The 23,247-nt window shown below is 73.2% G+C and carries 14 protein-coding genes, 2 tRNA genes and 1 pseudogene; 7 read left to right on the forward strand and 10 right to left on the reverse strand.

All coding sequences use genetic code 11. The features are described 5' to 3' along the window. Positions 1–434: 434 nt before the first annotated feature. Positions 435–971: a MarR family transcriptional regulator gene (locus ACFWNV_RS32680; RefSeq protein WP_327253600.1), complete on the reverse strand. Its 537-nt coding sequence runs from the start codon at positions 969–971 to the stop codon at positions 435–437. Between the two features lie 123 nt (positions 972–1,094). Here ACFWNV_RS32680 and ACFWNV_RS32685 point away from each other — a divergent pair, with 123 nt between their 5' ends. Then, positions 1,095–2,375: an MFS transporter gene (locus tag ACFWNV_RS32685; protein ID WP_383954086.1), complete on the forward strand. Its 1,281-nt coding sequence runs from the start codon at positions 1,095–1,097 to the stop codon at positions 2,373–2,375. A 69-nt stretch (positions 2,376–2,444) separates the two neighbouring features. On the opposite strand, the gene ACFWNV_RS32690 is transcribed toward ACFWNV_RS32685, so the two are convergent. Both ACFWNV_RS32690 and ACFWNV_RS32695 read right to left on the reverse strand, forming a co-directional pair. Continuing rightward, a complete protein-coding gene (locus ACFWNV_RS32690) occupies positions 2,445–4,283 on the reverse strand; it encodes a SpoIIE family protein phosphatase (RefSeq protein WP_383954069.1) in 1,839 nt (612 codons plus the stop codon). 147 nt (positions 4,284–4,430) lie between these two features. Continuing rightward, positions 4,431–5,822 (reverse strand): NAD(P)/FAD-dependent oxidoreductase, encoded by a 1,392-nt coding sequence (locus tag ACFWNV_RS32695; RefSeq protein WP_383954071.1) that lies wholly within the window; start codon positions 5,820–5,822, stop codon positions 4,431–4,433. 345 nt (positions 5,823–6,167) lie between these two features. Between ACFWNV_RS32695 and ACFWNV_RS32700 the strand changes: the two genes are divergently transcribed. Both ACFWNV_RS32700 and ACFWNV_RS32705 read left to right on the forward strand, forming a co-directional pair. Further along, positions 6,168–6,968: a TetR/AcrR family transcriptional regulator gene (locus tag ACFWNV_RS32700; protein WP_383954073.1), complete on the forward strand. Its 801-nt coding sequence runs from the start codon at positions 6,168–6,170 to the stop codon at positions 6,966–6,968. 267 nt (positions 6,969–7,235) lie between these two features. Beyond that, positions 7,236–9,215: a sigma-70 family RNA polymerase sigma factor gene (locus ACFWNV_RS32705; RefSeq protein ID WP_383954075.1), complete on the forward strand. Its 1,980-nt coding sequence runs from the start codon at positions 7,236–7,238 to the stop codon at positions 9,213–9,215. A gap of 49 nt (positions 9,216–9,264) precedes the next feature. Here the strand turns inward: ACFWNV_RS32705 and ACFWNV_RS32710 are convergent, their stop codons facing one another. Next, a complete protein-coding gene (locus tag ACFWNV_RS32710) occupies positions 9,265–11,580 on the reverse strand; it encodes an asparagine synthase-related protein (RefSeq protein WP_383954077.1) in 2,316 nt (771 codons plus the stop codon). A gap of 717 nt (positions 11,581–12,297) precedes the next feature. Between ACFWNV_RS32710 and ACFWNV_RS32715 the strand changes: the two genes are divergently transcribed. From ACFWNV_RS32715 to ACFWNV_RS32730, 4 genes are all read left to right on the forward strand, one after another. Beyond that, the gene (locus ACFWNV_RS32715) at positions 12,298–13,836 is read left to right on the forward strand and encodes a sporulation protein (protein ID WP_383954079.1); all 1,539 of its coding nucleotides are present in this window, start codon (positions 12,298–12,300) and stop codon (positions 13,834–13,836) included. Positions 13,837–13,917: 81 nt separating this feature from the next. Then, positions 13,918–15,126 carry an L-2-hydroxyglutarate oxidase gene (lhgO, locus tag ACFWNV_RS32720; RefSeq protein WP_383954088.1) on the forward strand — a complete coding sequence of 403 codons (1,209 nt, stop codon included), beginning with the start codon at positions 13,918–13,920 and terminating at the stop codon, positions 15,124–15,126. Positions 15,127–15,313: 187 nt separating this feature from the next. Further along, positions 15,314–16,087, forward strand: a complete 774-nt coding sequence (gene trmB, locus ACFWNV_RS32725) for a tRNA (guanosine(46)-N7)-methyltransferase TrmB (RefSeq protein WP_383954090.1) — start codon at positions 15,314–15,316, stop codon at positions 16,085–16,087. A gap of 49 nt (positions 16,088–16,136) precedes the next feature. Then, positions 16,137–17,459 carry a PrsW family intramembrane metalloprotease gene (locus tag ACFWNV_RS32730; RefSeq protein WP_383954081.1) on the forward strand — a complete coding sequence of 441 codons (1,323 nt, stop codon included), beginning with the start codon at positions 16,137–16,139 and terminating at the stop codon, positions 17,457–17,459. Here ACFWNV_RS32730 and ACFWNV_RS32735 read toward each other — a convergent pair. The 6 genes and pseudogenes from ACFWNV_RS32735 to ACFWNV_RS32760 form a co-directional block, all read right to left on the reverse strand. Then, a complete protein-coding gene (locus ACFWNV_RS32735; protein WP_383954083.1) occupies positions 17,410–18,459 on the reverse strand; it encodes a M23 family metallopeptidase in 1,050 nt (349 codons plus the stop codon). The two genes, ACFWNV_RS32730 and ACFWNV_RS32735, sit on opposite strands and share 50 nt — an antisense overlap. Positions 18,460–18,741: 282 nt before the next feature. Then, positions 18,742–19,920, reverse strand: coding sequence for a PP2C family protein-serine/threonine phosphatase (locus tag ACFWNV_RS32740; protein WP_383954092.1), 1,179 nt, complete (start codon positions 19,918–19,920; stop codon positions 18,742–18,744). Between the two features lie 189 nt (positions 19,921–20,109). Then, positions 20,110–20,183, reverse strand: a tRNA-Met gene (locus ACFWNV_RS32745). A gap of 217 nt (positions 20,184–20,400) precedes the next feature. Continuing rightward, positions 20,401–20,473 (reverse strand) — tRNA-Lys (locus ACFWNV_RS32750). A gap of 94 nt (positions 20,474–20,567) precedes the next feature. Further along, positions 20,568–22,541, reverse strand: coding sequence for a hypothetical protein (locus ACFWNV_RS32755; protein ID WP_383954085.1), 1,974 nt, complete (start codon positions 22,539–22,541; stop codon positions 20,568–20,570). A 475-nt stretch (positions 22,542–23,016) separates the two neighbouring features. Further along, positions 23,017–23,247 (reverse strand): annotated as a pseudogene (locus tag ACFWNV_RS32760) (RNA helicase); the annotation flags it as partial.

The raw sequence follows: 23,247 nt of genomic DNA on the forward strand, positions 1-23,247 counted from the left end.
GGGGTATCAACTTTTTGGCGTTGATTTTTGGCACGCTGTTGAGTTCTCAAGGAACGGACGCTTCCTTTGTACTCACCCTCAGTAACAATTACTGGTGGCTTTTCTCCGGGCGCTTCGTTTTGTTCTTGTGTCTCCGACTCTATCAGACTCTTTCGGGCCTGACTCCCAGTCAGCGGGTTTTGTCTTCGGGGCTGTTGGGCCCTTCCGACTCCCGAACTCTAGTGGATTTCCCGGGCGATTCATAATCGACCTTCAGGAATGAATTCGGGCATGCCGAATGCGTTCCCAGTGGGAGATCGTGCTGAGTTGGGTGCCGCAACGAGGCGGCGGGATTCGCTGTCTCCGAAACCTTTCGGCTCAGGGACAACTCGAAGAACCTTACGGATCCGCGGGGCCCGTGTCAACCCGGCCTCCAGGGCCGGGTCGCTGGGCAGTCAGTGCGGGGACTGGAGGTCTTCCACGCGGTCCAGGAGGCGGGTGAGCATGTCGCCCAGTACGCCGCGCTCCGCCGTGGAGAGGTCCTGGAGGAGGTCCTCCTCGAAGACCGTCGCCGCGCGCATCGCGTCGAGCCACTTGCTGCGGCCCTCCGCGGTGAGCTCCACGATCACGCGGACGCGGTTGTTCTCGTCCCGCTCGCGCGTGACCAGTGCTTCGGCGGTCATGCGGTCGATCCGGTGGGTCATCGCCGCCGGCGTGAGGCCCAGCTGCTTCGCGAGCTCGCTCGGGCCCATCCGGTACGGGGCTCCGGAGAGCACGAGGGCCTTGAGGACCTCCCACTCCGCGTTGCTGATGCCCAGGGCCGCCGTCTGGCGGCCGTACGCGACGTTCATGCGGCGGTTCAGGCGGCTGAGGGCCGAGACGACCTTCTCGACCTGGGGGTCGAGGTCCTGGAACTCGCGCTGATAGACGGCGATCTGTTCGTCGAGGCTCGGCTCGTGGACGGGCGCAGTGCCGTCGGGGGTGTCACCCATGGTTCGAAGTATGGCACGGGGCCGTTGGCATCTAACTCCTTCGGTGTGTAGTGTTAAGGATCGAACTTTAGGTATGAAGTCTTCAAGCTTCAGCAATCAAGGTGGTGAGAAGTGACCAAGGTGATGGGCGCTGCGATGCGGAGGATCCAGGCCGGGAACGCGTTGACCGCGTTCGGTATCGGCTTCACGGTTCCGTTCCTCTACGTCTACGCGGCGAAGGTGCGCGAACTGGACCCCATGTGGGCGACGGGAACGTTCATGGCGTTCGCCCTGGGTGCGCTTCTCGCCCTGCCCTTCACCGGGCGGGTGATCGACCGGCGCGGTCCGGTGCCCGTCGTGATCGGTGCGGCCGTCGTCGCCTCGCTCGGCGCTCTGTCGCTCGGGCTCTCCACCGGTGTGGTGGCGATCCTGCTCTCCGCGCTCGCGCTGGGCGCCGGGCAGGCCGTCATGCAGCCGGCGCTGGCCACGATGATCGTGCGCTGCTCCACCCCGTCCACCCGGACCCGCGCCTTCGCCCTGCAGTTCTTCATGCAGAACCTGGGTCTGGGCATCGGCGGTCTGATCGGCGGGCTCATCGTCGACGAGAGCCGTCCCGGCAGCTTCACCCTGCTCTTCGGCATCGAGGCCGTGATGTTCCTGGTCCTGGCCGGGGTCATCGCCACCGTGCGGATGCCCCAGGTGCCGGCCATCAGCACCGCGCTGGCCAAGGATGCCGCCCAGGCGGGCGGGGGCTGGAAGCGGCTGATGGAGCACAAGGCGATGGTGCAGTTCTGCATCCTCGGTTTTGTTCTGTTCTTCGCCTGTTACGGGCAGTTCGAGTCGGGGCTCGCCGCCTTCGGTACCGAGGCCGCCGGGATCTCCCCCTCGACGCTCGGTTTCGCGCTCGCCGCCAACACCGGTGCGATCGTGCTCGCCCAGTTCGTCGTGCTGCGGCTGGTGGAGAACCACCGCCGGTCCCGGGTGATCGCGCTCGTCGGTCTGCTCTGGACCGTGGCGTGGATCATCGCTGCCTTCTCCGGGCTGGGGCACGGCAGCGCCGTCATGGCCGCCGCCGCGTTCGTGACCACGTACGCCCTCTTCGGCATCGGCGAGGCAATGCTGTCGCCGACGCTCGCGCCGCTCGTGGCCGACCTGGCGCCGGAGGGCTCCGTGGGCCAGTACAACTCGGCCTTCGCGCTGGTCAAGCAGCTGGCCCTGGCTCTCGGGCCGCTCGGTGTGCCGCTGGCAGCGGGTATTCCGATGCTCTACATCGGGATCTTCGTCCTGGTCTCGCTCGGCATCGCCGGGCTGGCGCTGCGCCTCGGCAAGCAGCTGACGCCGGTGCAGGACAACCCGTCGCTGGCCGGAAGCACGGTCGTGGTGAAGCGGGTCATGGACGCCGAGCCCGCGCCCGTTCCCGCGTAGCCGGGAAGCGCGTAAGGAATGAATGACGAAGGCCCCGGTCCGGTGGACCGGGGCCTTCCTCGTGTTCGGCTACGGGGCCTTGTCGGGGAGGGCGAACTCGCACCAGACGGCCTTGCCGCCGCCCGGGGTGCGGCGCGAGCCCCAGGCCGAGGCGATGGTGGCGACGATGGAGATGCCGCGGCCGGTCTCGTCGGCCGGTTCGGCGCGGCGGCGGCGCGGGAGGTGGTCGTCCCCGTCGGTGACCTCGATGATCAGCCGGCGGTCGGTGCGGCGCAGCCGCAGGCGCATGGGCGGGGTGCCGTGCTGGAGGGAGTTCGCGACGAGCTCGCTGGCCGCGAGGACTCCCAGGTCGCACAGCTCCACCGGGAAGCGCCAGGAGGCGAGGACTCCCTGGGCGAAGGCGCGGGCGCGCGGAGCGGCCTCGATGCCGCCGAGGAGCTCCAGGGCCGCGTTGTGGAAGAGCTCGGCGTCGGCGCCGGTGCGGGCGGGCTGCTGGAGGACCATCACGGCGACGTCGTCGTAGTGGTCGGCGTCGACCCCGAGGGCGCGCATCAGGCGGTCGCAGATGACGGCGGGGGTGCCCTGCGCGCCGGAGAGGGCGCGCTCCAGGGCGGCGACGCCTTCGTCGATGTCCTCGCCGCGTCGCTCGACCAGGCCGTCCGTATAGAGGACGGCGGTGGAGCCGGGGCCCAGCGCGATGGTGCCCGAGGTGTGCAGCCAGCCGCCGGTGCCGAGCGGCGGGCCGGTGGGGTCGGCGGCGCGGCGGACGGTGCCGTCCTCGTCGCGGACGAGGATCGGGAGGTGGCCGGCGGAGGCGTACGCGAGGAGGCCCTCGTTGGGGTCGTGGACGGCGTAGACGCAGGTGGCGATCTGGCTGGCGTCGATCTCGGCCGCGAGGCCGTCGAGGAGCTGGAGCACCTCGTGCGGGGGCAGGTCGAGGCGGGCGTACGCGCGGACGGCGGTGCGGAGCTGGCCCATGACGGCGGCGGCGCGGACGCCCCGGCCCATGACGTCGCCGATGACGAGGGCCGTGCGGCCGGCGCCGAGGGTGATGACGTCGTACCAGTCGCCGCCGACGGCGGCCTCGGTGCCGCCGGGCTGGTAGGTGGCGGCGACGCGCAGGTCGTCGGGCTGTTCCAGCTCCTGCGGGAGGAGGGAGCGCTGGAGGGTGACGGCGGCCTCGCGCTGGCGGCGCTCGCTGGCGCGCAGCCGCTCGACGGCCTCGGCGTGGTCGGTGACGTCGGCGAGGTGGATCAGGACGCCGGTGCCCGTGTGGGCCTCGGCCTCGGTGTCGGATCCCGTGCCGGAGCCGGTGGCGGCGTGGGGGGTGGATCCGTCGGCGTCGGCCTTGGTCTTGGGGAACTCGATCGGGGTGCAGGTGACCGTGTACGAGCTGGTGCCGCCCGGCGCCGTGCGGTTCTTGGCGGTGCGGGGCTTGCCGCTGCGCTGGACCTGGTCGAGGAGCGGGAGCAGGCCGAGCTCGCCGAGCTCGGGGAGGGCCAGGTGCGCGGGGGCGCCGGGGGCCCGGGCGCCGAAGCCTGCGGTGTAGGCCTCGTTGACGTAGGCGACGCGGTGCTCGGGGCCGTGCACGAGGGCGACGAGGGCCGGGAGCCGGTCGAGGACGTCGCGTACGGAGAGCTCGTCGAGGGAGGGTGCGGGGATCCTCGTACCGTCCGCGGCGGCGGACCCGGAACCGGCACCGGCACCGGTACCGATGACGGAGCCGGTGCCGCGGACCGTGGGGTCCGCGGGGCAGCCGTCCGGGCCGGCCGGGGAATGGCCGGCCGCGCCGCGGGCGGCGGGGACCGAGCCCTCGCCCCGTTTGGCCTGGGCGGCTGCGTGTTCGGACCGGGCCGCGGCGCGGCGCTGCGTTCCGGGGAACCGGGCGCTCCAGCGCGTGAAGTTCACTGCTTTCAAGCCTCGTGGTGTCGCTCGTGGTCGCTGTGTCACTCGGTGGCAATCGGGTGGCACTCGGATGTCACGCTGATGTCACTCTGTGCAGGTGTGAGCCCACCTATGGTCACACGTCCAGTGTGACCGACGGGACTGACGGCATCAGCCTGCGTTCTTCTTCGGAGGGTCCTTGGGGACTCCGCCCGCCGCGAGTTCGAATTCTGCTCTGGGGTGTTCGAGTGATCCCAGCGAGACGATCTCGCGTTTGAAGAGGCCGGAGAGCGTCCACTCGGCGAGCACGCGCGTCTTGCGGTTCAGGGTCGGGACGCGGCTGAGGTGGTAGGCGCGGTGCATGAGCCAGGCCGGGTAGCCCTTGAGCTTGCGGCCGTAGACGTGGGCCACGCCCTTGTGGAGTCCGAGGGAGGCCACGGAGCCCGCGTACTTGTGGGCGTACTCGGTGAGGAGTCCGCCGCGCAGGGACGATACGAGGTTGTCGGCGAGGACCTTGGCCTGGCGGACGGCGTGCTGGGCGTTGGGGGCGCAGGCGACGCCCTTCTCGGGGGCGGTGATGTCGGGGACGGAGGCTGCGTCGCCGGCGGCCCAGGCGTGCTCGACGCCTTCGACGGTGAGGAAGGAGGTGCAGGCGAGGCGGCCGCGGTCGGTCTTGGGCAGGTCGCTGGCGGCGAGGATCGGGTGCGGTTTGACGCCGGCGGTCCATACGACGGTGCGGGTGGGGAAGCGGGCGCCGTCGCTGAGGACGGCGATCCGGTTCTCGCAGGATTCGAGGCGGGTCTCCAGGCGCAGGTCGATGCCGCGGCGGCGCAGTTCGCGGATCGTGTAGGTGCCCATCTCGGGGCCGACCTCGGGGAGGATCCGGTCGCTGGCCTCGACCAGCACCCACTTCATGTCCTCGGGCTTGATGTTGTGGTAGTAGCGGGCGGCGTAGCGGGCCATGTCCTCCAGCTCGCCGAGCGCCTCGACCCCGGCGTAGCCGCCGCCGACGAAGACGAAGGTGAGGGCGGCGTCGCGCAGGGCGGGATCGCGGGTGGAGGAGGCGATGTCCATCTGTTCGATGACGTGATTGCGCAGGCCGATGGCCTCTTCCACGGTCTTGAATCCGATGGCGTATTCGGCGAGTCCCGGAATGGGGAGCGTGCGGGAGACGGAGCCGGGGGCGAGGACGAGTTCGTCGTACTCGATCTCCACGGGGCCGCCGCCCTCCTCGTCGGTCGCGAGGGTGGTGACCGTCGCGATCCGGGCGGAGTGGTCGATGTGCCGGGCCTCGCCGATGACGATGCGGCATTTCGGCAGCACGCGGCGCAGCGGGACCACGACGTGGCGCGGGGAAATGGAGCCGGCGGCCGCTTCCGGGAGGAAGGGCTGGTACGTCATGTAGGGCTCGGCAGTGACCACCGTGACCTCGGCCTCGTCGGTTCTCAGCTTTCGCTGGAGCCGGAGTGCCGTGTACATGCCTACGTAGCCGCCGCCGACGATGAGGATCCGCGTACGGGGCGGGGTACCGGGGGCCGTGCCCCGCGAGTTAGCAGCCTTCACCGTCCCATGACGCAACGTGGCCGGGAGTTTGTCCACAGGCCCGGCACATTGTGTGACCGGAGAGGACGGCGGGGCGAGGTTGTCGGAGGGTGCTGATGGAAGGGGAGGTATGCAGGTCAGCCGGTACGGAATGAGTGATTCCGGGGGCTTCGAACGGAAAATTGGGGGTGAATGCTCCGATCGGGCGGTGGTCCGTCCGGGGCTGCCTCTTCTGAATTGACTCTGGCTCAACTATGTTCGTAACTCGTCGAGGAGTAGGACCAGGGCCCTCATGACCGTGGCCCCCCTCGACATGAAGGCGGGGAGTGTCTCCGGGGGGAGACAAATGATTACCGGGGGATACATATGCACATTTCAGATTTCCATGCTTCTGCCACCGCTCTGTCGTCGGCCGCTTCCGCGACCGACAGCCACGGGCGGCTGATGGCCGGCGGCGCCACCACACACGGCGTGGGTCGCTCCACGCCGCTGCGCGTCGACGCACAGCGCAACCTCGAACACGTACTTCGCGCGGCCCGCGAGGTCTTCGGCGAGCTCGGCTACGGGGCTCCGATGGAGGACGTCGCACGGCGCGCACGGGTCGGCGTCGGCACCGTGTACCGGCGTTTTCCCAGCAAGGACGTCCTGGTCCGGCGGATAGCCGAGGAGGAGACCTCGCGGCTGACCGAGCAGGCCCGCACGGCTCTCGGCCAGGAGGAGGAGCCGTGGCAGGCGCTGTCGCGCTTCCTGCGCACCTCCGTGGCCTCCGGCGCCGGGCGGCTGCTGCCTCCGCAGGTGCTGCGGGTCGGCGGGCCCGGTGAGGACGGGGCCGACGGGGTGGACGGCGAGGCCGCGCGGGTCCCGCACCAGCGTCAGGTCGTCGCGGCCGGCGGGGCGCCCGATCTGCGGGTCGTCGGCTCTGCCCGGACCGGCCTGGACGACGAGCCGTCGGAGGACGCGGGCGCGGGCGAGCTGCTCGAGGTCGTCGGGCGCCTCGTCGACCGGGCCCGGGAGGCCGGTGAGCTGCGCACCGATGTCACGGTGGCCGATGTGCTGCTGGTGATCGCGACGGCCGCGCCCGCGCTGCCCGATGCGGCGCAGCAGGCGGCGGCTTCCGCCCGGCTGCTGGACATCCTGCTCGAAGGGCTGCGGTCCCGGACGGCGTAACGCGGAGCACGGCACTCGGAGGACGGTTCGGTTCGGGTCGTTCGGCCGGGGCGCCCGGGACGTGAGGTTCACGGACCGGGTGGCTCGGCCGGTCCGTCAACCGGATCCCTCACGGGGGTTCTCGCTCGAACGGGTGAGGATCCGTACGGCAATTCGCCGGGGCTTGCTCGGATGAGTGGAAGGTGTGCAGACGGGCTCGGCGCGTGCCCGCCGTGTGACACGCTGAATCGGTGTACCGGTTGAGTGTGTCGTGCGAGGGTCTCCGCGATGAGCGTTGACGGGCGGGAAGAGCCACACGGTGGCACCGGCGGCGACGTCGATGCGGGCAGCCTGCCCGCCCGGCAGGTCCCGGCGCAGCGCGAACCGGGCGGCCGGCACGCCGCCGGGGCGAGCGGGGAACTGCCGCCCTCCGACGGGGACTTGATCGCGCGGATGCGCGGGGGCGACGACGGGGCCTACGAGGAACTGTTCCGCCGCCACTCCGATGCCGTGCGCCGCTATGCCCGGACCTGCTGCCGCGACGAGCACACCGCCGACGATCTGACCGCCGAGGTGTTCGCCCGGACCCTCCAGGCCGTACGGGGCGGGGCGGGTCCGGACCAGTCGGTGCGCGCCTACCTGCTGACCACCGTGCGCCGGGTCGCCGCCGCCTGGGCGAAGACGGCCAAGCGGGAGCAGCTGGTCGAGGACTTCGCGCTGTTCGCGGAGCAGGCCTCCGGCTGCGGCGACGGTGCGGGCGGGCTGCCCGTTCGCGCGGGGGACGACACCCTCGAACTCGGCGCCGATGTGCGGGCCATGCACGAGGCCGAGCAGACCCTCGCGATGCAGGCCTTCCGGAGCCTGCCCGAGCGGTGGCAGGCCGTGCTCTGGCACACCACCGTCGAGGAGGCCTCGCCGAGCGCGATCGCCCCGCTCTTCGGGCTGAGCGCGAACGCCACCGCGGTCCTGGCCAGCCGGGCCCGCGAGGGCCTCAAGCAGGCGTACCTCCAGGCTCACGTGAGCACCGCGCTGAGCTCCGGCGGGGACTGCGCCCGCTACGCCGACCGGCTGGGGGCGTATGCCCGCGGGGGCCTGCGGATGCGGGCCGAGCGCGGACTGCGCAAGCACCTCGAGGAGTGCGCCCAGTGCCGGCTCGCCGCGGGCGAGCTCAAGGACGTCAACGCGGGCATTCCCGCGCTGCTGCCGGTCGCGGTCATCGGGTGGTTCGCCGCCGGGTACGCGGCCAAAGCGGCCGGAGTGGTGGCCGGCGGGGCCGTCGCGGCGGGCGGTGCCGGGGCCGCCGCCGCAGCCGTGGGCGGGTCCACGGCCGGGGCTGGTGCCGGGGCCGGGGCCGCCGGAGCCGGGGCTGCTGGTGGGGCTGCTGGTGGAGGTGGGGCCGGCGGTGTCGGCGGGGCCGTGGCCTCGGAGGGGCTGGGGCTGCCGGCCAAGGCGGCCATCGCCGCCGGGGTCGTGGTGGCCGCGGCCGCCGGGGTGGTGTTCGCGCTGGCCGGTGACGACGCCGCTCCGACCGTGCGCGCGAACCCCGCGCCGGGCGTGACCGCGCCGGTGCCGCGCAGCCCTGCGCCCGCCGCGCCGGAGCCGGGCCCGTCGCGGGCGCAGCCCTCGCAGGCGCGCGGATCCGTACCGCCCCCGAGGAAGCAGACACCCCCGCCGCCGGCGGCCGTCGTGCCGGCCGTGCCGGAGCCCTCGCGGAGCCCGCAGCGGTCCTCGCCCGCGCCGAGTCCGAGCCGGGCCCCGAGTGCGAAGCCGAGCCCCACGCCGAGTCCCGTACCGCCGCCCAGGCCGACGCCGCCCAAGCCGCCGCAGGCACCGCAGGGGTTCCGGCTCTCCGCCCTGGGCCAGTCTGCGTACGGGGCCCACGACAATCCCGAGATCGAGACCTGGCGGAGCAGCTGGGTCTGGCAGCGCTGGGGGCCGCTGATCGGGGGGCAGCGCTTCTCGCACGGGATCACCGTCAATTCCCGTTCCTCCGTGGAGATCACCCTCAACCGGAGCTGCGCCAGTTTCTCGGCGCGGGCCGGTGTGGACGGCATGTCGCTGCTCACGGACGGCACGGTCCGCTTCTCCGTGTACGCGGACGGGCAGCGGCTGTGGCAGTCCCGGGCCCTGGGCTACGAGGACCCGGCGGCGAGCGTGTCCGTCTCCCTCTCCGGGCGCAAGACGCTGCGCCTGGTCGTGGAGCGTGCCGAGGGCGGCCGGCTGCCGACGCTGGCGACCTGGGCGGACTCCGTCATCAGCTGCCGCTGAGGGCGGCGGCCGCGAAGGCCCGTACGACCTCGGGTGCCAGGACGGCTCGTCAGGACAGGGCCGGGCGGCGGAGCGGGACTCCGGTGGGGACGGCTCTGCGGCGGGGCGTGGAGGTGCCGGTCCAGCAGGTGCCCCGGCGGGCCAGGAGGCGGCCCAGCCACAGTTCCATCGAGACGAGTTCGGCGATGCCGTCGAGCGGGACCGGGCGGCCGTCCGCCGCGTCGAGGAGTGCCTGGCGGACGACGCGGGCTTCGATCAGGCCCGCGTCCGCCAGGAGCGGGGACGCGAAGAGGGTCAGCAGGTGCGGGAGGGCCGCGCGCAGCCCCAGGCGGGTCGCCGATTCGTTCGGGGCGTGGGCCGTGGCGCCCCACCCCGGGGGGAGGTCGCGGACCCCGGCCGAGGACAGGACCCCGCGCAGGACCGCCGCCCGGGCGCCGGGCTGCACGCGCAGGGATTCGGGCAGGGCCCGGGCGGCCCGTACGACCTGGTTGTCCAGGAACGGGGCGTGCAGCCGCTGGCTGCGGACCTCCACGGCCTGCTCGAAGACCCGGTGGTCGGCGGCGTGCCGGGCCAGGACGGCGCGGGCCCGGGCCTCCCCGGGGCGCAGCGAGAAGGGAGGGCGGCCCGCGGCGGCGGTGAGGCGGACCGACACCTCGGCCAGGGCCTCGCCGGTCAGCCAGGCCGCCGCCGGGCCCGGCCGGGACCAGGTCAGGGCCGCGAGCGAGGCGTCGACCGGGGAGCAGGGCCCCGCGGCGGCGACCCCGTCGCGCAGGCGGGCCGCCGCCGCCTCCATGCCGGCGCGGTACGGCGTACGGGCCAGGCGGCGGGCGGCCGCGTACACGGTGAGGGGGACGAGGAGGGGCACGAGGAGGGAGTCGCCCTCGGCCGGGGCGGAGCGGGCGAGGGCCAGGGTGGGGCGCAGCAGGTGGCGCCGGCGGCGGTCGAGCAGGAGGTCGGCGAGCCGGGCGGGGTGGGCGTCGAGGACCTGGCGGGCTCCGTGGCCGGTGAAGTGGTCGGCGGAGCCGGCCGCGAGGCGGCGCCGCTCGCGGGCGGCGAAGACCAGGGAGGGGCCCGGTTCGTCGGTGAGCGGTCCGTCGAGGTCGGCGTAGGGGAGGGCTTCCTCGGCGGCGGCCACGACCACGTGGTGCAGGCGGGGGTCGGAGGCGATGGCGTGGGCGCGTTCCAGTTCGGGTTCGCGGCCCTCGGGGGTGGCCAGGTCGTTGAAGGTGACGGCGAGGAGGCGTTTGCCCGTACCGCCGAGCAGGGCTCCGGGTGCGCCCGGGAGGCCGGCCGCGAGCAGCGCGAGGGTCGCGGAGGCGCTGCCTCCGGAGAGGTCGGCGCCGACTCCGGGGACGGGCGCGGGGGCGCCGCGCGCGGCCCGCCGGTCGGCCGGGCCCATTCCGGGGACGGGCCCGGGGTCGTAGGGCAGCTGCTCGGGAGCATGCCGCGGAGCCGTGAGCCGGGCGCGCACCGCGTCGACCAGAGCTTCCCGTACGCCCTCCACCGCGAGCGCGGGGTCGGCCGTGGGGGCGGCCACCGCGAGGGAGGCCACCGGCTCGTACCCGGTGATCTCCCGCGAGCCCTCGCGCAGGATCAGCGCGTGCCCGGGCGGGATCCGGCGTACGCCGACGTACGGTGTGCCGTCGCCCAGCGCCTCCGGGCTGTCGGGGCAGGCCAGCAGGGCGGCGAGATGGCCGATGTCGAGCTGCGCCTCGATCAGGTCGGCGAGCGGGAGGGCGGCGGTGGCGTACGCGGTCCCGCTCGCCCAGGGGGTGTAGAAGACGGGCCGCGCACCGGCCAGGTCGCCGACGACGGTGATGCGGCGGCCGGCCTGGACGACAGCGGTGTAGCTGCCGGGCCACTGGGTGAGGTGGCGCAGGGCGCCGCCGCGGGCGGCGTAGAGGGCGCGGCGCAGTTCCTCGTCGGTGGCGCCGCAGCAGCCGAGGACGGCGAGGCGGGTGAAGGGGTCCGCGGGATCGGCGGTGAGGGTGCGGATCTCGTCCGGGCGCCAGTCCCCGACGGCCCACAGGGGGTCGGGGTCGCCCCAGAGCAGCTGGGCGCCCACGGGGACCACGGTGCGGTCGGCGGCGGCTGCGCCCGGTTCGTCGGGGTGGCCGGCGTCGGCGAGCCCGCCGCGGACGTGGCCGTCGGGCCATCCGTCGGGGCCGGAGCCGTTGCCGGAGCCGTACGCGCCGGCGGAGGCGTGGCCGTTCCCGGAGCCGTAGCCCGTGCCCGACCCGTAGCCCGACCCGTAGCCCGATCCGTATGTTCCCTGGTCGGAGGCGTGCGCAGCGCCGTGCCCCGCGACCCGTCCGGCCGTGCCGAAGCTCGCGGCGATACTGCTCCAACCCACCAACCAGCGCACCGCCGCCTCCCCAGCCCGTGGGCACCTGACCGGGGTGCGAACCGTACGGCCGGCGCTCTGCGCGCGGGCCGGAGGGACCCCGGGTGGCTCGGGGTCCATGCTGCCACGAGACAGGCGTGCGGGAGTGACTAAGGGGGGCGCACGTATAAACGAACACGCCCCGGCCATGCGGTATTTGGCGTTCCGTTCCGACCGCCCCATAGGTCGGTTTCGGCCATTCTTCGGCCGTACTGAGAGCCCTGCACGGGGCCCTGCGCGCGGCCCTGCACGGGGCCCTGCACGGGGCCCTGCGCGGGGCCCTGCGCGCGGCCCCGCGGGTCCGCCGCCCGGGCCCGCCCGGCGGAGCGCGGTCCGGGGGGCGGGTTCCACCCCCCGGACCGTTCCGCCACCCGCGGGGATTGAGGCAGCGGCATCCCCCGGCCCGCCCGGTCCGCGCGGCGGGCCGACCCACGCACCGCACATCGAATCGCCGGGCCCCCACAGCGGCCAGAGCGCACGGCCGGGCGCACGGCCGCGCGGGTGGAGCACGCGCTGACACGTGCGCCCCGGCCCCGGGTCCCCGCCCGACTGTGCATACGGACAACAATCCCGCCATACGGAACAGGGGGCCTTAACGCTTGGGAGGCGGGGAACTACGCTGGGTTTACGAAATGCCGGGCGCCTATGCCCCGGCTGTGTTGGCGTTGTATGCGTTCCGCGTGTGACGAGGGGTGGCGCATGTCCAGGGAGCTCCGCGAGCCCAATGAGAAGCTCGGCGCCGTCCTCGCCCTCGCGGGCATCAGCAACGCAGGGCTGGCCCGGCGGGTCAACGACCTCGGCGCTCAGCGCGGTCTGACCCTCCGCTACGACAAGACCTCGGTGGCCCGTTGGGTGTCGAAGGGGATGGTGCCGCAGGGCGCCGCCCCGCACCTGATCGCGGCCGCCATCGGCGCGAAGCTCGGCCGGCCCGTGCCGCTGCACGAGATCGGGCTCGCGGACGCGGATCCGGCGCCCGAGGTGGGGCTGGCCTTCCCGCGCGACGTCGCGGCCGCCGTGCGCTCGGCCACGGACCTCTACCGGCTCGACCTCGCCGGCCGGCGCGGGGGTGGCGGGATCTGGCAGTCGCTCGCCGGTTCCTTCTCGGTGTCGGCCTACGCGACGCCGGCCTCGCGGTGGCTGATATCTCCCGCCGACAGCTCGGTGGCCCGCGAACCGGCAGCGCGCGAGCCGGTACCGGGCGCGGCCCCGCCGGAGGGCCTTCCGGCGCCTCCCGGCGCCCATGTCGGGGGTGTGCCCGCCCAGCCCGCGCGCGAAACGCCGCCGGCGCCCGCCGCGGCCGCACCCGACGCCGGGGGCCCGCAGCGCGTGGGCCACAGCGATGTGACCAAGCTGCGCGAGGCCGCCGAGGACGCCCGCCGCTGGGACTCCAAGTACGGGGGCGGCGACTGGCGTTCCTCGATGGTCCCCGAATGCCTGCGGGTGGACGCGGCGCCGCTGCTGCTCGGCTCCTACACCGACGAGGTGGGCCGCGCGCTGTTCGGCGCCACCGCCGAACTGACCCGGCTGGCCGGCTGGATGGCCTTCGACACCGGGCAGCAGGAAGCGGCCCAGCGGTACTACATCCAGGCGCTGCGGCTGGCCCGCGCCGCCGCCGACGTACCGCTCGGCGGGTACGTGCTGGCGTCGATGTCCCTGCAGGCCACCTACCGGGACTTCCCGGACGAGGGCGTGGACCTGGCGCAGGCCGCCGTCGAGCGCAACCGGGGCCTGGCCACGGCGCGGACGATGAGCTTCTTCCGGCTCGTCGAGGCCCGGGCGCATGCGAAGGCGGGGGATTCGGCGGCCGCCGGGGCCGCGCTGCGGGCCTCCGAGGGGTGGCTGGAACGGGCCCGGGACGGCGACGCCGATCCGACCTGGCTGGGCTTCTACTCGTACGACCGCTTCGCGGCGGACGCGGCCGAGTGCTACCGGGATCTCAAACTCCCGCGCCAGGTAAGGCGTTTCACGGAACAGGCACTGTCCCGGCCGACGGAGGAGTACGTACGATCACACGGGCTGCGGCTCGTCGTGAGCGCGGTGGCCGAGCTGGAGTCCGGGAACCTCGACGCGGCGTGCGCGGCGGGGACCCGGGCGGTGGAGGTCGCGGGACGGATCTCGTCGGCACGGACGACGGAGTACGTACGGGACCTCCTGCACCGGCTGGAACCGTACGGGGACGAACCGCGCGTCGCCGAACTGCGCGAGCGGGCCAGGCCTCTGCTGGTAACCCCGGCATAGGCCCCGCGTGGCCCCGTTGTCAGTGTCGGGGTGCACTATGCAGGGGTGGGAGGTGTCAGTGTGGGCGGCGGCGTGGGCGGCATGAGCGGACTGGGCAGGCTGGACTGCGACGTGCTGGTGATCGGCGGCGGCATCGTCGGCTTGTCGACGGCGCACGCCCTCGCGGGGCTCGCTCCGGGGACCCGGGTGGTCGTCCTGGAGAAGGAGGACGGCCCCGCGCGGCACCAGACGGGCCGCAACAGCGGGGTGATCCACAGCGGGATCTACTACAAGCCGGGCTCGCTCAAGGCGCGCTTCGCGGTGCGCGGTGCGGCCGAGATGGTCAAGTTCTGCACGGAGCACGGCATCCCGCACGAGGTGACGGGCAAGCTCATCGTCGCCACCGAGCGGGACGAGCTGCCGCGGCTGCACGCACTCGTGCAGCGGGGCCGGGAGAACGGCATTCCGGTGCGGGAGCTCGGCCCGACGCAGATCTCGGAGTACGAGCCCGAGGTGCGCGGGCTCGCGGCGATCCACGTCGGGACCACCGGGATCGTGGACTACGGGCGGGTCGCACAGCAGCTCGCGGAGTCCTCCGGGGCGGAGATCGTCTACGGCGGGGCCGTCGAGCTGATCTCGCGGCGCGCGGCCGGGGTGGCGGTGCGCACGAGCAGTGGTCTCGTGGTGCGCGCGCGGGTGCTGGTGAACTGCGCGGGGCTGCAGTGCGACCGGATCGCACGGCTGGCCGGGGACGACCCGCAGATGCGGATCCTGCCCTTCCGGGGCGAGTACTACGACCTGGCCCGGCCCGAGCTGGTGCGCGGGCTGGTCTATCCGGTGCCGGATCCGGCGTTCCCCTTCCTCGGCGTCCACCTGACCCGGGGCATCGGCGGCGGGGTCCACGTCGGGCCGAACGCCGTGCCGGCGCTGGCGCGCGAGGGGTACGGCTGGGGCACGGTCCGGCCGCGCGACCTCGCGGACGAGCTGGCCTGGCCGGGATCCTGGCGGATGGCCGCGCGGCACTGGCGGTACGGGGCGGGCGAGGTGCGGCGGTCGCTGTCGAAGGCGGCGTTCGTCGAGGCGGTACGCAGACTCCTGCCCGCGGTGCGTGCGGAGGACCTGGTGCCGGCGGCGGCGGGAGTGCGGGCGCAGGCCGTGCTGCGGGACGGGACGCTGGTGGACGACTTCCTGATCCGGGAGGGGGAGCGGACGGTGCACGTGCTGAACGCGCCTTCGCCCGCGGCCACCGCTTCGCTGCCCATCGGGCGGGAGATCGCCGGGCGGGCTCTCAAGGCTTTGCGCAGCGCGTAGCCCTGCGGGGCTTGTCCCCTACCCGCCCTTCCACCGTTCCCAGGGCTCCGCCCTGACCCGTGAAGACCCTGGGGCTCCGTCCCAGACCCCGGTCCTCGAACGCCGGACGGCTGGATAGGGCCGCCGCGCGTAGAATCCGGGGATTGTGTCTGAGTCTCTGAGTCCCCAGAATCCCGCCGCCGAGCCCGTGCCGGAGGCGGCCTCCAGCTACGTGCCCCCGAAGTGGCGCACCGAGCCCCGGTTCCCCGACGGGCCCGCGCCCGATCCGGCGGGATCGCACCACGAGCGGCGGATCCGGAGCTTCCAGCCCCGTCGCAGCCGGGTGACCACCGGGCAGGGCGAAGCCCTGAAGCGGCTGTGGGGCACCTGGGGGCTCGACATCGACGGGCACGACGTGCTCGATCTGAAGGAGATGTTCGACGGGCTCCCCGTCGTGCTGGAGATCGGCTTCGGCATGGGCGAGGCCACCGCGCAGATGGCCGCCGCCGACCCGGGCACCGGGATCCTCGCCGCCGACGTGCACACCCCCGGGCAGGGGAACCTGCTCGCCCTCGCCGAGCGGGGCGGCATGACCAATGTCCGCGTCGCGAACGGCGATGCCATCATCCTGCTCCGCGAGATGCTGCCCCCGGACTCCCTCGCCGGGCTCCGCGTGTACTTCCCGGACCCCTGGCCCAAGGCCCGCCACCACAAGCGGCGCCTGATCCAGCCGGAGTTCCTCGCGCTGGCCGCCACCCGCATGGCGCCCGGGGCGATCCTGCACTGCGCGACCGACTGGGAACCGTACGCCGAGCAGATGCTCGAAGTGCTCACGGCCCAGCCGGAGTTCGAGAACACGCAGGCCGACGGCGGTTACGCGCCCCGACCCGACTTCCGGCCGCTCACCCGTTTCGAGGGGCAGGGCCTCGACAAGGGACACGTCGTACACGATCTGCTGTTCCGGCGCACGGGTAACGCGTAGAACCGAGGACATCACTCCGCGTGTCGGGTCCGCTCGGTAGAGTCATCGTGTGCCCCGAGCGACCCGGCTGCCCCGGCTGTTGCACCGAGTGCCGCGTACCGCCGGCGCCGTGCGTACGTACGCCCTCGTCGCGCTGCTCGGCGGCTGCGGCATCGCGATCCTGGAACTCGTACGCGAACAGACCGGTACGCCCGGGTTCTTCGTCGGTCTGGGCCTGGCCCTGCTGCCGGTGGCGCCGCTCGTGGCTGCGTTCCGGTGGGTGGGGCGGGCCTCGCCCCACCCGTGGGCGCAGCTGGCGTTCTGCTTCGGCTGGGGGGCGTGCGCCGCGGCGCTGATCGCCATACTGGCCAACAGTTTCGCGACGCAGTGGATAGCCGCGGCCACCGCCGATCCTTCCGATGCCGATCAGCTCGGTTCGGTGGCGATCGCCCCGGTGGTCGAGGAGAGTGCGAAGGCGGCCGCCCTGCTGCTGGTGTTCCTGTTCAGGAGACGCCAGTTCAGCGGCCCTTCCGACGGTTTCGTGATGGCCGGTTTCACCGCCACCGGCTTCGCCTTCACCGAGAACATCCTCTACCTCGGCAACGCCTTCGACCAGGACGTCGAGAACGGCACCGGGGTGCTCAACTCCGTGACGGCGGCCACCTTCTTCGTCCGGGGCATCATGTCCCCGTTCGCGCATCCGCTGTTCACCGTGGCCACCGGTCTCGGCTTCGGCGCCGCCGCGCTCGCCGTGCGCCGCACGCGCCGGATCGGCCTGCCGCTGCTCGGCCTCGCCTCCGCGATGGGGCTGCACGCGCTGTGGAACAGCTCCTCGGACCTGGGCGAGTCCGGGTTCTACGTGGTCTACGGCTGCGTGATGGTCCCGGTGTTCGCGCTGCTGGCCTGGCTGGCCGTGTGGATACGGCGCCGCCGGCTGCGGGCCGTCGCCGGGGAGCTCGCCCTGTACGCGGCCGCCGGCTGGCTGAGCCCGGCCGAGGTGCCCGCGCTGGTGTCGATGCCCGCACGCTCCCTGGCCCGCGCGCTGGCCCGGAGCACCGGGGGCCGGCCCGCGGGACGGGCGGTCGCCCTGTACGAGGCCGATGCCGCGGCACTGGCTCTGCTACGTCACCGCGCGCGCGGCGGCCCGGACCGGGAGCCGGACTTCGCAGGGCGGGAGCGGGAGTTGCTGCGCCGGCTCTGGCTGCGCCGCGCGACGGCGGGCCCGGCGCTGTCCCGGGCGGCGGTGCTGGAGGAGCTCCTCCCGCCCTGCTTCGACCCGCTGGGCGGGCCGGGACGGGTACCGGGGCCGAGCCTGGTGCCGGGTCCTGTCCTGGTGCCGGGTCCTAGACGTTCAGGCCCCGTGCCTTCAGCCATGACAGCGGGTCCACCGTGACGCCGCCCCGGCGGACTTCGAGGTGGAGGTGGGGGCCGGTGACGTTGCCGGTCGCGCCGACCCGGCCGATGGTGTCGCCCCCGGCGACCGAGCCGCCGGTCACCGACATCGAGGAGAGGTGGCAGTACCAGATCTCGGTGCCGTCGGGGAGTTCCAGCACGATGCGGTAGCCGTACGCCCCGGACCAGCCGGCCGAGGTGATCTTGCCGGAGCCGACCGCCTTGACCGGGGTGCCGGTCGGGGCGGCGAAGTCGAGGCCGGTGTGGTGGCCGGAGGACCACATCGAGCCGGAGTCGCCGTAGTGCGAGGTGAGGGTGTAGGCCGAGGTGGGCAGGAAGAAGGATCCGGCCGCCCGGGCCGCGCTCTCCGCCTTGGCCTTGGCCTCGGCGGCTTCCTTGGCCGCCTGCGCCTGGCGCGCTTCCTCGGCGGCGGCCTGCTCGGCCGCCTCCGCCGCCGCCTTCTCGGCCGCCTCCTTGGCCGCCTGCGCATCGCGGGCCTGCTGGGCCGCGGCCTCCTGGGCCAGCCGCTCGGCTTCGGCCCGCTCCTGGGCGGCGGCGGCCTCGTGCTGGGAGTCGGCCTGCTGGAGGATGCGGCTGCGCAGCAGCTCGCCCGCGTCGGAACGCCGGTCGGCCTGCTGCGGGATGATCCCGGACCGGGCCGGCTCCGCGGACCGCGATCCGGTGGCGTCACCGTCGGCGGAGTCCCCGGCGGCCTGGTCCGCCCCGCCGAGCACCCCGGGGAGGGAGGGCAGCGAGGGCAGGGATATGGCGACCTGGGGCCGGTCCTGCGCGGTGGCGATGCCGCCCGCACCGACCGCGGCGATCACGCCGACGCCGAGGACGGTGGACGAACGGGCCAGTCCGCCGCGCTGCTTGAGCACGCGGTGCTTGCCGCGGGGCGGCCGGGCCGAGTCCTCGGTGGGATTCCACTCGCCCCAGGCACCGGCCGTGGGCTGCTCCTGGACGTCGATGCCTTCAGGGGCAGGCGAGTTGGAGGCCACCGGGGCACACTCCTCATGGGCGAGCACGCGCACGGTGCCGTCTCTTGCGACGGCTGGGACGACCGCTCTGCGTTATCGAACGGTAATAGAGAAAGGGGAGTGATTCCAAGCAGTTGCGATTGATCGTTAACGACAATCAGCCACTACCCGCACGGCTCTGGCCACGACTTATCGCCGCACTCATGGATCAACTCGGGCAAAAATAGCCCCTCTCTCCCACCTCTCTCGCCACATCTTCACATTGATGGTCCGTCAGCTTGCTTGCCGAGCGCGCCTCTTCGGTCACGCTCCGCCCCCTTTCGGGATCACCCGGACCGTCCGGCGCCGGGTCGGCTGCCGCGCCCCCGGCCGGGCCACCGCCAGCAGGGCCATGTCATCGGTCGCCGTGCCGCCGGTGTGCCGGCGGACATCGGTGGCGAGCGCGCTCAGCAACTCGTCGGGCCCGGGGAAGACCCGGCCGCGCAGCCGGGCCGCCGGATCGTAGAAGATCCCCCGCCCGTCCCGGGCCTCGGTCAGCCCGTCCGTGTACAGGAGCAGCGTCGCCCCCTCCGGGAAGGGCCACTCCTGCACCGTGTCCGGCCAGCCGCCCAGCTCCCCCATGCCCAGCGGCAGCGCCGGCTCCTCGGGGGCCAGCTCCGCGAGGCCGCCGTTCGCGTACAGCAGCAGCGGTTCGGGGTGGCCGCGGTTGACGAGCCGCAGCAGGCCCGCGCCCGGCGGGATCTCGCCGAGCACGCACGTGGTGAACCCCTCCACCGCGTCCAGGCTGTCGCGCCGGCCGCCCTCCCGGGCCAGCGCCCGCTCCAGCCGCCCCGCCACGCCCTCCAGGGTGGGCTCGTTCTCGGCCGCCTCCCGGAACGCCCCGAGCACCACGGCCACCGCCTCGACCGCCCCGAGTCCCTTGCCCCGTACGTCGCCCACCGCGAGGCGCACCCCGTACGGGGTGTCCTGGACGGCGTAGAGGTCGCCGCCGATGAAGGCGTCCGCCTGCGCGGCCTCGTAGGAGGCGGAGACCTGCAGGCCCGCGATCAGCTCGGCCGGCGTCGGCAGGACGGCGCGCTGGGCGACCTCGGCGATCCCGCGCGCGGAGGCGAGCTGCTCGGTGCTGCGCCGCACGACGATGTTGATCAGCGTGGCGAGCCCCGAGACGGTCAGCAGGGTCGCCAGCTCGGTCAGGGCCTCCGCCTCGAAGGTGCTGCCGTTGGAGAGGTGCAGCAGGATCACGACGAGGGTGGCCGCGATCCCGGTCAGGACGGTGCCCCGGAGCGTGAACAGGGGGGCCGCGATGAGCGGGGCGGCGGAGAAGAAGGGGGAGCCGGTGAAGCTGGGCGGGGTCAGCACGTTGAGGAGGAAGCCGAGGACGATCAGCACGGCCGGGAGCATCCTGACCACCCGGCGGACCGCGGGACTGCCGGCGATCGCGCCGAAGAAGCGCTCGCCCCTGCCCTGCCGGCCCAGCCCCACCACGCTGCTCTCCTGCCGCCCGGTCCGCCCCGCCTCCCCAAGGCTGGGGGCGGGAGGGCCCGTACGGCGACCCGGGCGCGACCGTTCGAGTGACGGGACGCGCACGCGTGGGTACGCGCATGCGCGGTTACGTGGGTACGACACGACGAAGGCCCGGCCCCCCTGAGGGGACCGGGCCTTCGTACTGAGTAGCGGGGGCAGGATTTGAACCTACGACCTCTGGGTTATGAGCCCAGCGAGCTACCGAGCTGCTCCACCCCGCGTCGGTAAACACAACTCTACGCCATCCGGGGGGAGCCCCCCGCCAATTACCGCCCGCACCCCCCAGCAAGACGGCATCACCGCAGGTCAGAGCCCTAAAACCGGCCGCCGGGCGGCGCTCCACCACCACTCCCCGGGCCCGGACCGCATTCCCTGACTCCGCCTCAGCACACAAAAAAAGCGCCCCACCCGGCGGACCGGGTGGGGCGCTGTGAGCAGTAGGCCATGTCGGACTCGAACCGACAACCAACGGATTAAAAGTCCGCTGCTCTGCCAATTGAGCTAATGGCCCTCGGCCTGCTCACCCCAGAGCATAGCCGCAGAGCGCCGGACAGCCGATCGTAAATCGGCTGTCCGGCCCGGCGATGTCGGTGCGGGCGCCCGGATCACGGACCGCCGAGCACCGAGCCGCCGGTCACGGTGAGCGGGCCGGAGAGGGCGAGTTCGGCGCCCTGCCCGTCGGCCGGCCCTGCCTTGAGGGCCCAGGTGTACGCGCCGTCGGGCAGCACGAACCCGGACGAGGACTCCCTGCCGTCCTTCATGGGCTCGAGCAGCCCGCGCACTTCACCGCCGGTACGGGTGCGGACCACCTTGCCGGTGGCCTTGCTCGTGACGACCAGCGTCCAGGACCGGGCCGGCTTCGACAGCCACACCTTCGGCGCCCACCGCTTCGGGGACAGGGACCAGGCGCCGGAGTTCGGGATGTTCCGGTCGATGGCGGTCAGGGGAGAGGCCTTGCCGGTGACGCCGACGACGTGGACGGTCTGGACCGGGTCGACGTAGGCGAAGCCTCCACCGAAGCGGTCGACGGCGAGTGCGTTGTTCCCGTACACCGGCTGCGCGGGGGCGAATTCCCGTACCGCCTTGCCGGAGCGCAGGTTGTAGAGCTCGCCGTGCTCACGCACGACGAACCCGTCGCCGAGCTGCGCGTCGGTCCCCACCGGGGCGGCGGGTAGTGAGACCCGCTTCTTGGTCGGGACGTGGTAGGCGGCCGGTGCGTCGCCGTCTTCGGAGCAGGTCGAGTAGAACCACTCGGCCGTCGCCTGGAGTTCGTACGGGCGACAGCCCGAGCCCAGGTTCACCCGCCGGGTCACTTTCCCGGTGCGCAGGTCCGTCCCGGCGACGATGCCCTTGTCGCCCTCGGGCTGCCACAAGGTGGAGCCCCACAGCGCGACGGCGGGACCGGGTGCCGGATTGGGCAGGATCCGGCCCGTGTCTATGTCGGCCACGTAGAACCGCCACTCCGCGACCTTCTCGTAGGCCTCGAAAAGGAGGTAGCGGCCCGACGCGGCCACGATGCGCCGGCCGTTCAGGGTGGCGCCTGAGAGGTTGACCTCGCGGGTGGTGCCCGAGGGGCGGGCATCCCGAATGAGCAGGCGGCTGTAGTCGGAGCGGGGATCGAAGGCCACGATGCGCCCGTCGCCGGTCGCGAAGCCCTGCCCGGCGCAGTCCGGCTGCGGCGAAGGGCTGTCGAGGCACTTCCAGTCAGCCTTCTGGGACACGGAGACGGGGCCCGAGACGGACGCGTTGAAGACCTGGAGGCTCGTCTCGTAGCCCTCGTTCTGGTAGACGGCGAGCCTTCCCTGGCTGAAGGCGAGGCCGTGCCGACCCACCGGGTTCGGCGGTATGTCCAGGACCTTCGTGGCCCGGGGAACGCCCTGGGCGTCGAGGGAGATGCGCTGGACACCCCAGTGGGCCGCATCAGAGCCACCGTTGACGTACACCGTGCCGTCGGAGCCGGTGACGACGCGGGACTCGGCCGCAGGCAGCACGGTCCGTGTAGCACCCCCCTTGACGGGGACGGCCCGGCCTTCCGTGATCAGCCAGTCACCCAGGAAACTTCCTCCCCTCGTCCCTTCGAGGGAGACCGCGGGGAGCGGCTTGAGGTCGGCCCTGGAGAGCAGCCTCCTTTTGCCGTCGACCCAGGACAGGAGGATCCGGGTCGGTCCGAGCGTGGGCCAGTCCATGTCGAAGGGGCTGACGCCATCTGGCAGCGGAAGCGGACGCATGGTCGCCGTCCCGTAGTCGACGAGGCCGAGGCGGGGTGCGCCCGTACCGTCCGCGTAGATGATCACCGCACCCTTGTCGTCGGACACCCCCGGGCTCACGACCGTGGATCCCGACCACGGGCGCACCTGCACCGTCGTTTTCACGACGACGTCCCTGCGCGCTTCGCTCTCCCGTCCGATCAGGTGGAGGGTCAGCTGCCCGTCCGCTCGCTTCTCGGTCGCCAGCGCCTGCGTGGGCGAGAAGGGGCCGACCCAGACCCTGCCGTCTCCGGAAGGCACGGTTTCGGTCTTGCCCGACGCGTAGTCGTGGATGATCAGCGGAGCGGACGCATCCGGGGCGGAACCGGGCATCCGGCACGCCCTCGAATCACCGTGGAACCACCGGAATGAGGCGCCGTCGCAGCCTTTCCACAGTTCCTCGCGGCCGTCCTTCAGACTCTTCCAGACATCCCCTCCGCCGGGGCGCTGATCGTTCATCAGCAGCCCGGTCCCGGCCGCGTAGACGGACCGGAGCGCCGGCTCCGTACTCGGGGGCGCAACCAGCATGGCCTCGCCCCCCGGCGGTGCCGTCCCCGCCCCCACCGCCGGTACGGCGCCCAGCGCGGCCATCGCCGCGGCCAGCGCGAGCGCAACCAGCGTGCGTGTTCCCGTCAGTTTCATCATTCCGCCCCCGGAATACGGGGTCCCTCGTCGCCGGTTGTCCCGGCATCGGTGCGCCCCCACTGCAAAGTCTGCGGAGCCTAGCAACAGGGGCCGACAACGCCGACAGGGCCCCCACGACGGGTGTCGTGGGGGCCCTGTCAGGCGATCAGTTCAGCGACTGGTATCAGTCGTTGCGCTTCCAGCGGGGCTTGTCGTCGCGGCGGCCGAAGGAGGAGCCGCCGGTCGAACCGGAGGGGCGGTTGTCGTCGCGACGGCCGTACGGGCGGTCGCCGCCGGCCGGACGGTCGCCACCGGAGCGGAAGCCGCCGGAGGGACGGTCGTCGCGGCGGAAGCCGCCACCGGTCGGACGGTCGCCGCCGGAGCGGAAGCCGCCGCCGGCCGGACGGTCGCCACC

This window comes from Streptomyces sp. NPDC058401, from assembly GCF_042722885.1.
Taxonomy (GTDB): domain Bacteria; phylum Actinomycetota; class Actinomycetes; order Streptomycetales; family Streptomycetaceae; genus Streptomyces.